The organism is Burkholderia sp. SIMBA_051 (genome assembly GCF_046534915.1).
Lineage (GTDB): Bacteria > Pseudomonadota > Gammaproteobacteria > Burkholderiales > Burkholderiaceae > Burkholderia > Burkholderia ambifaria.
This window is the reverse complement of record NZ_JAWRXS010000010.1, coordinates 188060-204387: the sequence shown is the minus strand read 5'-3', so window position 1 is coordinate 204387 and position 16328 is coordinate 188060. Positions and strand designations below refer to the sequence as shown.

Here is a 16328-nt window from a genome sequence, read left to right as displayed (position 1 = left end):
CCACATAGAGGGTAAGTTTCATGTGCGGCATTGTCGGCGCAGTTGCGCAGCGTAATATCGTTCCGGTGCTGATCGAAGGATTGCGGCGCCTCGAATACCGTGGCTACGATTCGTGCGGTGTCGCCGTGCTCGAGCCGGGCGCACCGAAGCGCGCGCGCAGCGTCGCGCGCGTCGCCGATCTCGACGCGCAGGTCCACGAATCGCACCTCGAAGGCACGACCGGCGTCGCGCACACGCGCTGGGCCACGCACGGCGCGCCCGTCACGCACAATGCGCACCCGATCTTCTCGTCGAACGCGCTCGCACTGGTGCACAACGGCATCATCGAGAACTTCGAGACGCTGCGCGACGCGCTGCGCGCAAAGGGCTACGAATTCGTGTCGCAGACCGACACCGAAGTGATCGCGCACCTCGTGCACAGCCTGTATCGCGGCAACCTGTTCGACGCCGTGCGCGAAGCCGTGCAGCAGCTGCACGGCGCGTATGCGATCGCGGTCACCCACAAGGACGAGCCGCACACGGTCGTCGGTGCGCGCCAGGGTTCGCCGCTCGTCGTCGGTCACGGCGACGGCGAGAACTTCCTCGCGTCCGACGCGCTGGCGCTGGCCGGCAGCACCGACCGCTTCACGTTCCTCGAGGAAGGCGACGTGTGCGAACTGTCGCTCGACGGCGTGAAGATCGTCGACCGCCACGGCGCGCTCGCGCAGCGCGAGATCCGCGTCGTCAGCGCGTACGGCGGCGCGGTCGAGCTCGGCCCGTATCGCCACTTCATGCAGAAGGAAATCTTCGAGCAGCCGCGCGCGATCGGCGACACGGTGCCGCAAACCGACGCGTTCGACGCGACGCTGTTCGGCGACGCGGCCCCCGCCGCGTTCGCTAACGTTGACAGCCTGCTGATCCTCGCGTGCGGCACGAGCTACTACTCGGGCCTCACCGCGAAGTACTGGCTCGAATCGATCGCGAAGATCCCGACCCAGGTCGAGATCGCGAGCGAATACCGCTACCGCGAGTCGGTGCCGAACCCGCGCCAGCTCGTGCTGGTGATCTCGCAATCGGGCGAGACGGCCGACACGCTCGCCGCGCTCAAGCACGCGCAGTCGCTCGGCCACACGCATACGCTCGCGGTGTGCAACGTCGCGACGAGCGCGATGGTGCGCCTCACCGAGATGCAGTTCCTGACGCACGCGGGCACCGAGATCGGCGTCGCGTCGACGAAGGCGTTCACGACCCAGCTCGTCGCGCTGTTCGTGCTGGCCGCGACGCTCGGCAAGCTGCGCGGGCACGTCGACGCCGCGCAGGAAGCGGAATTCCTGAAGCAGCTGCGCCACCTGCCGGCCGCGCTGAACAGCGTGCTCGCGCTCGAGCCGCAGATCATCGCGTGGTCGGAGGAATTCGCACGCAAGGAAAACGCGCTGTTCCTCGGCCGCGGGCTGCACTACCCGATCGCGCTCGAAGGCGCGCTGAAGCTGAAGGAAATCTCGTACATCCACGCGGAGGCCTATCCGGCCGGCGAACTGAAGCACGGGCCGCTCGCGCTCGTCACGGAAGCGATGCCGGTCGTCACGGTCGCGCCGAACGACACGCTGCTCGAGAAGCTGAAGTCGAACATGCAGGAAGTGCGGGCGCGCGGCGGCGAGCTGTACGTGTTCGCGGATGCCGACACGCAGATCGTCAACGACGACGGCCTGCACGTGATCCGGATGCCGGAACACTACGGGCAGCTGTCGCCGATCCTGCACGTCGTGCCGCTGCAGCTGCTCGCGTATCACACCGCGTGCGCGCGCGGCACCGATGTGGACAAGCCGCGCAACCTCGCGAAGTCGGTGACGGTGGAGTAATGCAGGTTCCCCGGACGGGCCGTCGTCGGCCGTCCGGACGCGTATCGGCAGGAAGCAACGCACGAAGCAGGCCGTTCGGCCAGGTCGAAATATGTACCACGTAGTGGTATATAATCCTGTGCTAACTCGACTGGCTCGACATGTCTGCTTCCGTACGACGCGTGTTCAAGACGAAGTGGTTTCACAAGGCAGCAGGAAAAGCGGGAATCGCCGATCGCGACCTGTGCCGAGCGGTTCGGGAGCTGGCGCGGGGCCAGGGCATCGACCTCGGCGGCAACGTCTGGAAGAAGCGCCTGGACGACAATCGCCAGCGAGGCATCGTGCTGGGCAAGGTCGGGCATACGTGGGTGTTCGTGTTCCTGTTCGCGAAACGTGATCGCGACAACATCGATGCACGCGAGTTGCGCGCCTTCAGGAAGCTCGCCGCGGATGTCGGTCGACACACCGACGTCGACATCGCGACGCTGGTCGCACTGAATGAGTGGGTGGAGATTTGCAATGGCTAAGAGTCGATTCAAGAGCGACGCGACGGAGGCGGTCCACAGCGCCGCGTCGGGCCTTTATCGCGCGCAATTGATCGACAAGAAGACGATGCGCGAATACGACGCGCTCTGCATCGAAGCTGCACCGCAGTTCGATCCGGAGGCGATCGCCCGTATCCGCAAGTCGGTCAACGTCAGCCAGAGCGTGTTCGCGCTCTATCTGAACACGACCACATCGACGATCCGCCAGTGGGAACAGGGCGACAAGCGTCCGAGCGGCATCGCCGCGCGTATGCTGCAGATCGTCGAGAAGCACGGGCTCGAGGTGTTCTCCTGAACCGCCTTCCCCGAATGCGCACGGGCGGCCGATCCCGCACCGGATACCGCGACGCGAGCCGCAAGCAAGATGACGGAGAGACCATGGTAAGACTGTTTGGATGCGGATTGCTGGCGCTGACTTTCGCGTCGACGGGCTGGGCGGCCGAGCACTACGTCGAAGTCTGGAACCCGCCCGAGGCGCGGCATCCGGCAGCACGCACATCGGATGCCCGCATGCCGACCGCGCACGCCGGCGGCAAGGCCGTCGAAAAACATGCGAGCGTGCAGCCGAAGGCCGCGGTCAAGCCGCACAATCGCCGCGTCGCGCAAGCCGTGAAGGCCGCCCCGCATCGTCCGCCCGCCGCGACGGTCGAGGCGCCGGTCGCACCGCGCCCGGTCGCGCAGCCCGCGCCGGGCCGGCTCACGGTGATGCAGCCGGCGGCGCCCGACACGCCGCACGCGCTCAATTTCTCCCACATCCCGCGGCAATACACGCCGGACGGCAACGTGCTGCGCGTCGGCACGAACGCCCGTTCCGCGAAGGTGACGCGATAATGGAAGCGCAGAGCTATCACGGCTACCAGATCTGGGGCCACGCCATCCTGCAGCAGGACGAGATCCTGCAGCCCGAACGCTTCGCGGCGAGCGGCACGATCACGCAGAACAATCGGCTCGTCGAAGCGTCGGGCGTGCTCGGCGTGTTCGATACCGAGGACGAAGCGCGCGAAGCGGGGCTCGAATGGGCCCGCGCGTGGATCGACGGACATCGCTGAACGGGCCACGCGCGAACTGCGCGCGAACCGTCAACGCAAAGAACAAGGGGCGTCCACGACGCCCCTTGTTGCATTCAGACCTGCCGCCGGCTCAGGCGACCGGACGCGGCGGCCTCATGGCCGTACGCGGGCGGCCGACGAGCCGCGTGAGCACGACGATCGCGACCAGCGTGACGATGTACGCGACGATCTGGATCCCGGCCGGACGCGCGGTATAGCCAACCAGCGTATGCAGCGCCTTGCCGACGATGCTCGATTCCTTGAGCAGCCACGACGTGTCCCACACCGTATCGCCCCACGACGGCACGAGGCCCGCCGCGAGCAGGAAGCCGGCGCACTGGCTCGCCATCCCGGCCGCGAGCAGCACGATCAGCGCGTTGGTGACGGAGAACAGGCGCTTCAGCGGAATCTGCAGCAGCCCCGCATACATCGCGTAGCCGAGCCCGGCTCCGCCGAGCACGCCGAGCAGCCCGCCGACGATCATCTGCGGCGTCTGTCCCGGATCGCCCGCCGCGATGCCGTACAGGAACAGCACGGCCTCGGAGCCTTCGCGCAACACCGCGACGCCGACCACGATCGCCAGCCCCGTCAGCGGCCGGCTGCCGGCCGCGACGGCCCGCCCCACTTCGCCCATGTGCAGCGCCATCTCGCGGCCGTGGCTACTCATCCAGATGCAGTGCCACGCCAGCATCAGCGTCGCGACGAACATCACGCCCGCGTTGAAGACTTCCTGCCCCATGCCGGACGCCCATTGCGAGATCACGTCGGCAAACGCGGCGATCAGGCCCGCGCCAATCACGCCGCCGACGAGCCCGCCGCCGACCCACCAGCCGCGCTGCGGCACGCCCTTCGTGGCGGCCATCACGATCGAGACCACCAGCGCGGCCTCGAGCACTTCACGAAAGACGATCAGGGCGGTCGACAGCATGGTGATATCCGCTTACTTGACGGTCAGGTGCGTCTTCGACTGCGCTTCGTGATACTCGTCGTGGAACTCGTAGGTGCCGGCCTTCAGCGGCCCGACGAGAATCTCGACCGACTTGCCGGCCGGCACGACCTTCTCCGCCTTGAAATCGTCGCTTTCGAATTCCGCGGGCGTCGCGTCGAGGTTCTTGACGACGAACTTCACCTTCTTGCCGGCCGGGATCGTCACGCCGTCGGGCGAGAACTTGTGGTCCTTGAGCGTCAGGTTGACGACGTCGTCGGCCGCGAAGGCGGACGTTGCCGATGCGCCCAGGAGGGCCAGTGCGAAGCCGATGGCGAAACGAGTCATGGTGGTAATGAAAAGAAATATCGAGGGGAATCGATACTAAGATCGATTCGCATTTTCAACTCGGAGTACCCTTACTCAGATCATGGAGATCGTGCGGCGTCGATTCCGGCATGCGCCTTGCCGCGCAAGGCTTCGCCAGATTTCGCCAACAATGCGCAGTCGTCAATCGGGAGAAGTTCGGGATGACGCGCGCAGCCAAGCCGCCCATTCGTCAGACTTCATGTTTACAAATAGCTGTTGCGTGACCGCGCGTCATGAACGCGCTTGACCTTCCCACCATGGCAAGCTTCATGCTGGACCTACTCGTCAATCGTCAACTCAGGAGAACACGATGGAATTCGAAGTCCAGGACATGACCTGCGGCGGCTGCGCCAATGCGATCACGCGCGCCGTGACGGCGGCGGACCCGGCCGCGAAGCTCGACATCGACGTGGCCGCGAAGCTCGTCAAGGTCGAATCGGCGCAAGGCGCCGAACGTGTGCAGTCGATCATCGAGGCCGCGGGCTTCCACCCGGCACTGCGCTCGGCCTGACGCGGGTGCATCGCACGCGGGCGCAGTGCCGCTCGGCACCGCGCCCGCCTACCGGCCGCGTCAGCGCAGCCGGATCAGCGTCGACTTCAGTTCGGTGTACTTCTCGAGCGCGTGCAGCGACTTGTCGCGGCCATTGCCCGACTGCTTGTAGCCGCCGAACGGAAAGTTCATGTCGCCACCCTCGTCATAGCAGTTCACCCACACCGTGCCCGCGCGCAGCCGGCGCGACACGTCGTGCGCGGTCGTCAGATCCGACGTCCACACGGCCGCCGCGAGCCCGTACTCGGTATCGTTAGCGATCCTGACCGCCTCGTCGACATCGTCGAACACGATCACCGACAGCACGGGACCGAAGATCTCCTCGCGCGCGATCCTCGCATCGGGCTTCACCTCGAACACCGTCGGCTCCACGTAGAAGCCGCCCGATGCCTCGTTCACGCGTGCGCCGCCCGTGACGAGCGTGCCTTCCTTGCGCCCCGCGTCGATGTAGCCGAGCACGCGCTCGAGCTGGACGCCGTCGACGATCGCGCCCATCGATACCGACGGATCGAGCGGGTTGCCCGGCACGTACGCACGCGCGGCCGCGACCAGCTTCTCGATGAACGCATCCTTGATGTCGCGATGCACGAGCAGGCGTGAGCCGGCCGTGCACATCTCGCCCATGTTGTAGAAGATCGCGCCGGCCGCGGCCTGCGCGGCGCGGTCGAGATCCGGACAATCGGGCAGCACGATGTTCGGCGACTTGCCGCCGAGTTCGAGCCACGCACGCTTGAGGTTCGACTGCGCGGCGTACTGCATGATCAGCTTGCCGACCGCGGTGGAGCCGGTGAACGCGATGCAGTCGACGTCGCGATGCAGCGCGAGCAGCTTGCCCGGTTCACCCGCGCCCGGCACGACGTTGAACACGCCGGCCGGGATGCCGGCCTCGAACGCGAGCTGCGCGACGCGGATCGCGGTCAGCGGCGACTTCTCCGACGGTTTCAGCACGACGCTGTTGCCGGCCGCGAGCGCCGGGCCGAACTTCCATGCGGCCATCAGGATCGGGAAGTTCCACGGCACGACGGCCGCCACCACGCCGACCGGCTCGCGCGTGACGAGACCGACGAGATGATGGTCGGCCGGCGCGACTTCGCCGCCGACCTTGTCGATCGCTTCGGCGAACCACTCGACGCAATACGCGGCGCCCGGCACGTCGACCGTCGTCGTATCGCCGATCGGCTTGCCCGCGTCGAGCGTCTCGAGCAGCGACAGTTCGTCGAGATGCTCGCGCATCAGCGCGGCCCAGCGCAACAGCACGGCCTTGCGTGCGCGCGGGTTCAGTCCGGCCCACACGCCGGCGTCGAACGCGCGGCGCGCGGCCGCCACCGCGGCGTTCACGTCGGCTTCGCCGCAATCGGCCACCTTCGCGAGCACGCGGCCGTCGATCGGGCTCACGCAGTCGAACGTCTTGCCGCCGTGCGCGTCGCGCGACGCGCCGTCGATGAATGCGCGCCCTTCGATCTCGAGCGACGCCGCCTTGTCCTGCCAGTCAGCCAAAGTCAACTTGTTCATCAGGATGCCTCAATTGTCGTGGCATTCGCGCAGCAGCGCGCCGCGCAATGGCAACACTGCCGGCGGCGAATGCGGTGATGCGCGGTCAGAAGGTGGCCGGCGAATTGGCCGACACGACCTCGCAGAGCTGTTCCGCGCTGGGATTGCGAAAACGGTGCGGCAAACGGCTTTCGAAGTAGTAGCCGTCTCCGGGGTCGAGCAGCCAGGTCGCGCTGTCGACGGTGAGCTCCAGCCGGCCCGACACGACCACGCCGCCCTCGTGGCCCGCATGCACGAGCATCTCGGGCCCGGTATCGGCCAGCGGCTGGTAGATCTCGCGCATGATGCACATGTTGCGGTCCTTCACGCCCGCACCGACCAGGTGAAACGCGAGCGTGTCGTTGCCGAGGTTCGGCATCTCGTCACGGCGCGACACGACCGAGCGCGACTCGACCAGCTCGAACGTGAAGAATTCCGCGAGACTCATCGGGATGCATTCGAGCAGTTTCTTCAGCGAGCCGACCGACGGGCTCACGCGGCCTTGTTCGATCAGCGAGATCGTGCCGTTGGTCACGCCGGCCCGCTTCGCGAGTTCGCGCTGCGACAGGCCATGCTTGTTGCGCACGAAACGCAGGCGCTCGGCGACTTCGGTAGACATCGATTCGGTTTCGGACACGATAGTAGTGCGGTGAAAAGGTGAAGCGACGCGTGGGGCAGCCGTTGAATATTCTAATCACTTTATGCCGCGCATCAGCGGGGAAAACCCTGAAAGGCGTTCGAAATAATGAACACCCGACACCGCATTCCATTTCCGAATATTTTGTTCGGAGTGCCCCGGGAAAGCCCTGACACGGGACCGTCAAAAAACATTTGACGCCGTTTTTGACTCGTATATGCTGGCTCTCAGGTCAGCGTCATTGACCATTCATCGGCACCGAAACACGTTATCGCAACGTAAAAAACGATGCCGACCGATGCAAATGACGCAGGCCCGACACCTCGATTATTTTAAACGCCCCGCGCGCCGAAACGATCAGGTGTTCAATACTTTCAACAAACCAGTCGAGTGTAATCGTGAGAGTCCGTGGCCCTCTGGTGAGGTGGGATCGAGGCGATGTGCGAAGTTTGCGCAGCGCTGCTCCCGCTTCCGATGGCAGTTGCGGCTGGCATAGTCCTCGCCTGCTGCACCTGTCGATCTACACCATCCTGTCCCGTCGTTCCGTTCGGCGTCACAACGCCGTATCCGCACGTGCATTCGTGGCCGTCGATACCGACGAAGTCGCGTCGCTGCTGCCATAGCGCCTCTCCCCCTTTTCTCGTCGTCCGTTTCAGCTGCCTGTTCGTCTGCCGCCTCTTTCGCGCGGTGACGGAACGCGTTCGCGCATCGATTGCCGCGTCACGCCTCGCAACGAAACGAACGACGGCCTGACCGTCGCGCACAGCGCGGGCCGCCACGCGACCCCGTCGTGCCCATTCATCAGCGGCCTTCGCGCTCTGCGCCAGGCTGCGGGGCTTTGTCGCGCCCGCGTTTTGCCATCTTCGGCGCAACGCACGTGCAAGCCTTATGGACAACTGATTGACGTCATGGAAAGGAAACCCCTCGTCGGCATCACCGCCGACTTCACGCAGCTCGGCGCACACGCGTCGCACACGGTCGGCGACAAGTACGTCGCGGCGATCGTCGACGGCGCGAACGCGTTAGCGATGGTGCTGCCCGCGCTCGGCGATCGCCAGTCGATCGACGACGTGCTCGACACGGTCGACGGCCTGCTGTTTACCGGCAGCTATTCGAACGTCGAGCCGCATCGGTACGGCGGCGAGCCGAGCACACCGGGCACGAGGCACGACCCCGCACGCGATGCGACGACGCTGCCGCTGCTGCGCGCGGCGATCGCGGCGGGCGTGCCGGTGCTCGCCGTATGCCGCGGCTTCCAGGAGCTGAACGTCGTCTGCGGCGGCACGCTGCATCAGCACGTACACGACGTGCCTGGCCTCGCGGATCACCGCGAGGACGACGCCGCGCCGATGGAATCGCAATACGGCCCCGCGCACGTCGTGCACCTGACGCCCGGCGGCAAGCTGCATGCGCTCGCCGGCGGACGCGACGAAGTGCACGTGAACTCGCTGCACAAGCAGGGCATCGCGCAGCTCGGCTCCGGCCTCGCCGTCGAAGCCGTCGCACCGGACGGCCTGATCGAAGCCGTGAGCGTCGTCGACGCACCGGCTTTCGCACTCGCCGTGCAATGGCATCCGGAATGGCGGCATGCGCAGGACCCGCTGTCGAGCGCGATCTTTCGCGCGTTCGGCGACGCCTGCCGCGCCCGCCGCGCCGCCCGCACGCACACCACGGCCGCTGCCGCGCTCGCCTGAGCGCGCCGACCCACACAACGAGAACGGACATGCAAGACATGGAAGACTTTCTGAGACAGCACCGGATCACCGAAGTCGAGGCGATCATCCCCGACATGGCCGGCATCGCACGCGGCAAGATCACGCCGCGCAACAAGTTCACGTCCGGCGAATCGATGCGCCTGCCGCAGGCCGTGATGGTGCAGACCGTCACCGGCGAATATCCGGAAGATGGGTCGCTGACCGGCGTGACCGACCCCGACATGGTGTGCGTGCCCGACACGTCGACGATCCGCCTGATCCCGTGGGCCGTCGATCCGACCGCGCAGGTGATCCACGACTGCGTGCACTTCGACGGCTCGCCGGTCGAGATCTCGCCGCGCTATGTGCTGCGCCGCGTACTCGCGCTGTACAAGGCGAAGGGCTGGAAGCCGGTGGTCGCGCCGGAGCTCGAGTTCTATCTCGTCGACATGAACAAGGATCCCGACCTGCCGCTGCGTCCGCCGGTCGGCCGCACGGGGCGCCCCGAAACGGGCCGCCAGTCGTATTCGATCGAGGCCGTCAACGAGTTTGATCCGCTGTTCGAGGATATCTACGAGTACTGCGAAACGCAGGGTCTCGACATCGACACGCTGATCCACGAAGTCGGCGCCGCGCAGATGGAGATCAACTTCATGCACGGCGACGCGCTGTCGCTGGCCGACCAGGTGTTCCTGTTCAAGCGCACGGTGCGCGAGGCGGCGCTGCGCCACAACATGTACGCGACGTTCATGGCCAAGCCGATGGAAGGCGAGCCGGGCTCCGCGATGCACGTGCACCAGAGCATCGTCGACGAGGAAACGGGCCGCAACCTGTTCACGTCGCCGGAGACGGGCGGTGCGACGTCGCTCTTCTACAACTACCTCGCCGGGCTGCAGAAGTACACGCCGGCGCTGATGCCGATCTTCGCGCCGTACATCAACTCGTATCGCCGGCTGTCGCGCTTCATGGCCGCGCCGATCAACGTGCAGTGGGGCTACGACAACCGCACGGTCGGCTTCCGCATCCCGCACTCGGGCCCGGCCGCGCGCCGCATCGAGAACCGGATCCCGGGCGTCGACTGCAACCCGTACCTCGCGCTCGCGGCGACGCTCGCGGCCGGCTATCTCGGCATGACGCAGCGCCTCGAGCCGACCGAGCCGCTCGTCAGCGACGGCTACGACTTGCCATACCAGCTGCCGCGCAACCTCGAGGAAGGGCTCACGCTGATGGCCGCGTGCGAGCCACTCGGCGAGATTCTCGGCCACAAGTTCCTGAAGGCGTATTTCGCGCTGAAGGAGACCGAATACGAAGCGTTCTTCCGCGTGATCAGCTCGTGGGAACGCCGTCATCTGCTGCTGCACGTGTAAGCGCGCGCACGAACGTACCAACGAATACGGAGGAAACATGACGTACCGCAACGAATCAGCGTGGATCCAGCCGGCCGCACCGGCCGTCGCACCGCGCACGACGCAGGCCCGCTCGACCGCCGAATACCGCGCGCTCGACGCCGCACACCACATTCACCCGTTCTCGGACATGGGCGCGCTCAATCGTGCGGGCAGCCGCGTGATCGTGAAGGCCGACGGCGTCTACCTGTGGGACTCCGACGGCAACAAGGTGATCGACGGGATGGCCGGCCTCTGGTGCGTGAACGTCGGCTACGGCCGCAAGGAGCTCGCCGACGCCGCGTATCGCCAGTTGCAGGAACTGCCGTTCTACAACACGTTCTTCAAGACGACGCACCCGCCGGTGATCGAACTGTCGGCGCTGCTTGCCGAAGTCACGCCCGCGGGCTTCAACCATTTCTTCTATTGCAACAGCGGCTCGGAAGGCAACGACACCGTGCTGCGCGTCGTGCACCAGTACTGGCGCGTGCAGGGCAAGCCGCAGAAGAAGTTCGTGATCTCGCGCAAGAACGGTTACCACGGCTCGACGATCGCGGGCGGCACGCTCGGCGGGATGAGCTACATGCACGAGCAGATGCCGTCGAAGGTCGAGCACATCGTGCACATCGACCAGCCGTATTTCTTCGGCGAAGCGCAAGCCGGCGAGACGCCCGAAGCGTTCGGCCTCGCACGCGCGCAGCAGCTCGAGGCGAAGATTCTCGAACTCGGCGCGGAGAACGTCGCGGCGTTCATCGGCGAGCCGTTCCAGGGCGCCGGCGGCGTGATCTTCCCGCCGTCGACGTACTGGCCGGAAATCCAGCGGATCTGCCGCAAGTACGACATCCTGCTCGTCGCCGACGAAGTGATCGGCGGCTTCGGCCGCACCGGCGAATGGTTCGCGCACCAGCACTTCGGCTTCGAGCCGGACCTGATCACGATGGCCAAGGGCCTGACGTCGGGTTACGTGCCGATGGGCGCGGTGGGCATTCACGAGCGCATCGCGCGCCCAATCATCGACAACGGCGAATTCAATCACGGCCTCACGTACTCGGGCCACCCGGTGGCGGCGGCCGTCGCGGTTGCGAACCTGAAGCTGCTGCGCGACGAAGGAATCGTCGAGCGCGTGAAGAACGACACGGGCCCGTACTTCCAGGCGCTGATGCGCGAGACCTTCGCGCGTCATCCGATCGTCGGCGAGGTGCACGGCCACGGCCTCGTCGCGAGCCTGCAGCTCGCCGAAGCGCCGGCCGAACGTCGGCGCTTCGCGAACGGCGGCGACGTCGGCACGATCTGCCGCGACTTCTGCTTCAACGGCAACCTGATCATGCGCGCGACGGGCGACCGGATGCTGCTGTCGCCGCCGCTCGTGATCTCGCGTCAGGAAATCGATGAACTCGTATCGAAGGCGAAGAAGGCCGTCGATGCGACCGCCCAGCAACTGGGCCTTTCGTAACGACCTTGCCTCCGGGTGTGCGGCGGGCGCCGCACGCCACCATCATCCAGGGGAATTCCACCATGCGTTCCAGCTTTCTTCGTCAAGCCTGTTCCGTTGCCGCCCTCGCCGCCGCGGCCGCGTTCACGTCGGTCGCCAGCCCGTCGGCGCATGCCGACGAGCTGAACATCTACAACTGGTCCGACTACATCGCCCCCGACACGGTCCCGAACTTCCAGAAACAGACGGGCATTCACGTCAAGTACGACAACTACGACAGCGACGACACGCTGCAGGCGAAGCTGCTGGCGGGCAGCTCCGGCTACGACATCGTCGTGCCGACGTCGAACTACATGGCCAAGCAAATTCAGGCCGGCGTGTACCAGAAGCTCGACAAGTCGAAGCTGCCGAACCTCGCGAACCTCGACCCGCTGCTGATGAAGATGATCGCCGATGCCGACCCGGGCAACCAGTACGGCGTGCCCTGGGCCTACGGCACGGACGGCATCGGCTACAACGCACAGGCGGTGAAGAAGGCGCTCGGCGACAAGGCGCCGGTCGACAGCTGGGCGCTGGTGTTCGATCCGGCCAACATGGAAAAGCTGAAGAGTTGCGGCGTGTCGTTCCTCGACCAGGCCGTCGACGTGTTCGCCGCCACGCTGCAATACATGGGCAAGGATCCGAACAGCAAGAATCCCGGCGATTACCAGGCAGCATTCGAAGTCCTGAAGAAAGTCCGCCCGTACATCACCCAGTTCAACTCGTCCGGCTACATCAACGACCTCGCGAACAACGACGTGTGCGTCGCGCTCGGCTGGTCGGGCGACATCGGCATCGCGCACCGCCGCTCGGCGGAGGCGAAGCGCGCGTACGACATCAAGTTCGCGAATCCGAAGGAAGGCGGCCTGCTGTGGTTCGACGTGATGGTGATCCCGAAGGATGCACCGCACCCCGAGGCCGCGATGAAGTGGATCAACTACGTGTCCGACCCGAAGGTCAACGCGGCGATCACCAACACGGTGTTCTACCCGACCGCGAACAAGGCCGCGCATCAGTTCGTCACGCCGGCCGTCGCGCAGGACCCGACCGTCTATCCGCCGGAAGACGTGCTCAAGAAGATGGTGCTGATGAAGCCGATGCCGTCCGACATCCTGCGCCTCGAGAACCGTCTCTGGGCGCAGCTGAAGACGGGCCACTGACCGCGTCCCGTCACGGCGGCGCAGGCATCGGCTGAACGCCTGCCCGCCCGGGATCCGCGAACTCTCCGTCTGCCCGCGCGCACCGCGCGCCCTGTTCCATCCGGCACGAGCCGTTGTCCGCGAGTCGCGTTGCGCGCCTCGCGCGGGGACGCTCGCGCCAGCAATCCGTGAAGAACGAATGGTGACTCCCATGCAATCGATACCCTCTTCCGCTGCCGTACGCCAGACCCAACCGGCCGCCGCGGCCCGTTCGAAGAACGACGCGTTCGTGCGCATCGAAAACGTCGTGAAGAAGTTCGGCGACAGCACCGCCGTCGACAACGTGAACCTGACGATCGCGAAGAACGAGCTGTTCGCGCTGCTCGGCAGCTCGGGCTGCGGCAAGTCCACGCTGTTGCGCATGCTCGCCGGGCTCGAGACGGCCACGTCCGGCAAGATTCTCGTCGACGGTGAAGACCTCGCGTCGCTGCCGCCGTACCGCCGCCCGGTGAACATGATGTTCCAGTCGTACGCGCTGTTCCCGCACATGTCGGTCGAGTCGAACGTCGCGTTCGGGCTGAAGCAGGAAGGCACGCCGAAGAACGAGATCAAGGAACGCGTGGCGGACGCGCTCGCGCTCGTGCAGATGAGCAAGTACGCGAAGCGCAAGCCGCACCAGCTGTCCGGCGGTCAGCAGCAGCGCGTCGCGCTGGCCCGCTCGCTCGTCAAGCGCCCGAAGCTGCTGCTGCTCGACGAGCCGATGTCCGCGCTCGACAAGAAGATCCGCCAGAAAACCCAGCTCGAACTCGTGAACATCATCGAGAAGGTCGACGTGACCTGCGTGATGGTCACGCACGACCAGGAAGAGGCGATGACGATGGCAAGCCGCCTCGCGGTGATGAGCGAAGGCAAGATCGTGCAGATCGGCACGCCCGGCGAAGTGTACGAATACCCGAACAGCCGCTTCTCGGCCGAATTCATCGGCTCGACGAACCTGTTCGAAGGACGCGTGGTCGAGGACGAGCCCGATCACATCTTCGTCGAGAGCGACGACCTCGAGGCGCGCATGTACGTGAGCCACGGTGTGACCGGCCCGCTGGGGATGCCCGTCGGCATCTCGGTGCGGCCCGAGCGCGTGCACGTGTCGCGCGACAAGCCCGGCTCGCATCACAACTGGGCGCGCGGCGTCGTGACCGACATCGCGTACATGGGCAGCTACTCGCTGTATCACGTGCGGCTGCCGAGCGGCAAGACGGTCGTGTCGAACCTGTCGAGCTCGCACCTGCTGCACGACGGTGCGCCATCGTGGAACGACGACGTGTTCGTGTCGTGGTCGCCGGCCAGCGGCGTCGTGCTGACGCAGTGAGGACGACATGATCAGAACTTCCGCTTCCACTCCGTCCGCGCCGGTGTCGACCGCTGCGGCAAGCGCCGGCGCCGGCCGCGCGCGCCGCAGCCGCTTCGCCGTGCTGTCGCGCTTCCTGCCGTCGGGCCGCAACGTCGCGATCGGCGTGCCGTTCCTGTGGCTCACGATCTTCTTCGCGCTGCCGTTCGTGCTGGTGTTCAAGATCAGCTTCGCCGACCAGGTGATGGGGATCCCGCCGTACACGTCCCTCGTGGCGTTCAAGGACGGCGTCGTGCACTTCGCGCTGCAGCTGTCGCACTACGCGTTCCTGCTGCAGGACGACCTGTACATCGCGACCTACCTCAGCTCGCTGAAGATGGCCGCCGTGTCGACGGTGCTGTGCCTGCTGATCGGCTACCCGATGGCGTACTACATCGCCCGTGCCGAACCGGCCCGGCGCAACGTGCTGATGATGGCCGTGATGCTGCCGTTCTGGACGTCGTTCCTGATCCGCGTGTACGCATGGATCGGCATCCTGAAGGACGACGGCCTGCTGAATCACACGCTGATCGCGCTGGGCGTCATCCACTCGCCGCTGCGCCTTTATCACAGCGATGCGGGCGTCTACATCGGGATGGTCTATTCGTACCTGCCGTTCATGATCATGCCGCTCTATGCGCACCTCGTGAAGATGGACCTCACGCTGCTCGAGGCCGCGTACGACCTCGGCGCGAAGCCGTGGGTCGCATTCACGCGCATCACGCTGCCGCTGTCGAAGAACGGGATCATCGCCGGCAGCCTGCTGGTGTTCATTCCGGCGGTGGGCGAGTACGTGATTCCGGAACTGCTCGGCGGCGCCGACACGCTGATGATCGGCCGCGTGATGTGGGATGAGTTCTTCAACAACATGGACTGGCCGATGGCGTCCGCGGTGACGGTCGCGATGGTGCTGCTGTTGCTGGTGCCGATGGCGCTGTTCCAGTACTACCAGGTCAAGGAACTGGAGGACGCGAAATGATCAAGCCGAACAAACCGCTGTCGACGGGCGTTCTCGCCTTCGGCTTCCTGTTTCTGTACATCCCGATCATCAGCCTGGTCGTGTACTCGTTCAACGAGTCGAAGCTCGTGACGGTGTGGTCGGGCTTCTCGCTGAAGTGGTACGCGGCGCTTCTGGAAGACGACGAGCTGCTCACCGCCGCGTGGCTGTCGCTGAAGATCGGCCTGCTGACGGCCACCGCGTCGGTCGTGATCGGCACGTGGGCGGGCTTCGTGCTCGCGCGCTTCGGCCGTTTCAAGGGCTTCACGCTGTACACGGGGATGATCAACGCGCCGCTGGTGATTCCGGAGGTGATCCAGGGAATCTCGCTGCTGTTGCTGTTCGTTGCGCTGGAGCAGATGTTCGGCTGGCCGAAGGGGCGCGGGATGGTGACGATCTGGATCGGTCACGTGATGCTGTGCGTGTCGTACGTGGCGATCATCGTGCAGTCGCGCGTGAAGGAGATGAACAAGTCGCTGGAAGAGGCGGCGCTGGATCTGGGCGCGACGCCGCTGAAGGTGTTCTTCGTGGTGACGCTGCCGCTGATCTCGCAGGCGCTGCTGTCGGGCTGGCTGCTGTCGTTCACGCTGTCGATCGACGATCTGGTGCTGTCGGCGTTCCTGTCGGGGCCGGGCTCGACGACGCTGCCGCTGGTGGTGTTCTCGCGCGTGCGGCTCGGCCTGAATCCCGAGATGAACGCGCTGGCGACGCTGTTCATCACCGCGGTGACGATCGGCGTGATCGTCGTGAACCAGATGATGATCGCGCGCGAACGGCGTCGGGTGGCCGACCTGAAGGCGGCGTTCGCGGCGGCCTGACGCCCCTCCTCCCCATCC

The 16328-nt window shown here is 65.8% G+C and carries 18 protein-coding genes; 14 read left to right on the top strand and 4 right to left on the bottom strand.

The features are described 5' to 3' along the window. The first annotated feature begins 20 nt into the window (after positions 1 to 20). From glmS to SB771_RS24655, 5 genes are all read left to right on the top strand, one after another. Positions 21 to 1838, top strand: coding sequence for a glutamine--fructose-6-phosphate transaminase (isomerizing) (glmS, locus tag SB771_RS24675; RefSeq protein ID WP_175662571.1), 1818 nt, complete (start codon positions 21 to 23; stop codon positions 1836 to 1838). A 140-nt stretch (positions 1839 to 1978) separates the two neighbouring features. After that, positions 1979 to 2344 carry a type II toxin-antitoxin system RelE/ParE family toxin gene (locus SB771_RS24670; RefSeq protein WP_011658114.1) on the top strand — a complete coding sequence of 122 codons (366 nt, stop codon included), beginning with the start codon at positions 1979 to 1981 and terminating at the stop codon, positions 2342 to 2344. After that, entirely contained in the window at positions 2337 to 2657 is a 321-nt protein-coding gene (locus SB771_RS24665) for a helix-turn-helix domain-containing protein (protein WP_006760978.1), read from the top strand. The genes SB771_RS24670 and SB771_RS24665 overlap by 8 nt, the downstream gene beginning before the upstream one ends. 83 nt (positions 2658 to 2740) lie before the next feature. After that, positions 2741 to 3193: a hypothetical protein gene (locus tag SB771_RS24660; protein ID WP_175662572.1), complete on the top strand. Its 453-nt coding sequence runs from the start codon at positions 2741 to 2743 to the stop codon at positions 3191 to 3193. Beyond that, a complete protein-coding gene (locus SB771_RS24655; protein ID WP_006754617.1) occupies positions 3193 to 3411 on the top strand; it encodes a hypothetical protein in 219 nt (72 codons plus the stop codon). The genes SB771_RS24660 and SB771_RS24655 overlap by 1 nt, the downstream gene beginning before the upstream one ends. A 91-nt stretch (positions 3412 to 3502) precedes the next feature. Here SB771_RS24655 and SB771_RS24650 read toward each other — a convergent pair whose 3' ends face one another. Beyond that, entirely contained in the window at positions 3503 to 4339 is an 837-nt protein-coding gene (locus SB771_RS24650) for an FTR1 family protein (RefSeq protein ID WP_175662573.1), read from the bottom strand. Between the two features lie 12 nt (positions 4340 to 4351). Beyond that, positions 4352 to 4684: a cupredoxin domain-containing protein gene (locus tag SB771_RS24645; RefSeq protein ID WP_006488047.1), complete on the bottom strand. Its 333-nt coding sequence runs from the start codon at positions 4682 to 4684 to the stop codon at positions 4352 to 4354. Between the two features lie 331 nt (positions 4685 to 5015). Here SB771_RS24645 and SB771_RS24640 point away from each other — a divergent pair, with 331 nt between their 5' ends. Then, positions 5016 to 5216 (top strand): heavy-metal-associated domain-containing protein, encoded by a 201-nt coding sequence (locus tag SB771_RS24640; RefSeq protein WP_011658117.1) that lies wholly within the window; start codon positions 5016 to 5018, stop codon positions 5214 to 5216. A gap of 60 nt (positions 5217 to 5276) precedes the next feature. On the opposite strand, the gene SB771_RS24635 is transcribed toward SB771_RS24640, so the two are convergent. Together SB771_RS24635 and SB771_RS24630 are read right to left on the bottom strand one after the other, a co-directional pair. Beyond that, complete coding sequence (locus SB771_RS24635) at positions 5277 to 6767, bottom strand: aldehyde dehydrogenase (RefSeq protein WP_105834734.1); 1491 nt, start codon at positions 6765 to 6767, stop codon at positions 5277 to 5279. A gap of 85 nt (positions 6768 to 6852) precedes the next feature. Next, positions 6853 to 7404, bottom strand: a complete 552-nt coding sequence (locus tag SB771_RS24630; RefSeq protein ID WP_006754613.1) for a cupin domain-containing protein — start codon at positions 7402 to 7404, stop codon at positions 6853 to 6855. A gap of 458 nt (positions 7405 to 7862) precedes the next feature. On the opposite strand from SB771_RS24630, the gene SB771_RS24625 reads away from it, so the two are divergent. The 8 genes from SB771_RS24625 (at position 7863) to SB771_RS24590 (ending at position 16310) form a co-directional block, all read left to right on the top strand. Then, positions 7863 to 8045: a hypothetical protein gene (locus SB771_RS24625; RefSeq protein WP_006402789.1), complete on the top strand. Its 183-nt coding sequence runs from the start codon at positions 7863 to 7865 to the stop codon at positions 8043 to 8045. Between the two features lie 285 nt (positions 8046 to 8330). Then, on the top strand, positions 8331 to 9116 hold the full coding sequence (locus SB771_RS24620) for a gamma-glutamyl-gamma-aminobutyrate hydrolase family protein (RefSeq protein WP_410721824.1): 786 nt from the start codon (positions 8331 to 8333) through the stop codon (positions 9114 to 9116). Between the two features lie 29 nt (positions 9117 to 9145). Further along, complete coding sequence (locus SB771_RS24615; protein WP_012364877.1) at positions 9146 to 10483, top strand: glutamine synthetase family protein; 1338 nt, start codon at positions 9146 to 9148, stop codon at positions 10481 to 10483. A gap of 37 nt (positions 10484 to 10520) precedes the next feature. Further along, on the top strand, positions 10521 to 11954 hold the full coding sequence (locus tag SB771_RS24610) for an aspartate aminotransferase family protein (protein WP_175764188.1): 1434 nt from the start codon (positions 10521 to 10523) through the stop codon (positions 11952 to 11954). A 62-nt stretch (positions 11955 to 12016) separates the two neighbouring features. Beyond that, a complete protein-coding gene (locus SB771_RS24605; protein ID WP_105834731.1) occupies positions 12017 to 13132 on the top strand; it encodes a polyamine ABC transporter substrate-binding protein in 1116 nt (371 codons plus the stop codon). 190 nt (positions 13133 to 13322) lie between these two features. Further along, on the top strand, positions 13323 to 14477 hold the full coding sequence (locus SB771_RS24600) for an ABC transporter ATP-binding protein (RefSeq protein ID WP_011658123.1): 1155 nt from the start codon (positions 13323 to 13325) through the stop codon (positions 14475 to 14477). Positions 14478 to 14487: 10 nt separating this feature from the next. Next, positions 14488 to 15474, top strand: a complete 987-nt coding sequence (locus tag SB771_RS24595; RefSeq protein ID WP_175662043.1) for an ABC transporter permease subunit — start codon at positions 14488 to 14490, stop codon at positions 15472 to 15474. Further along, positions 15471 to 16310, top strand: coding sequence for an ABC transporter permease subunit (locus SB771_RS24590; RefSeq protein WP_105786537.1), 840 nt, complete (start codon positions 15471 to 15473; stop codon positions 16308 to 16310). Before SB771_RS24595 ends, SB771_RS24590 begins: the two co-directional genes overlap by 4 nt. Positions 16311 to 16328: the final 18 nt, after the last annotated feature.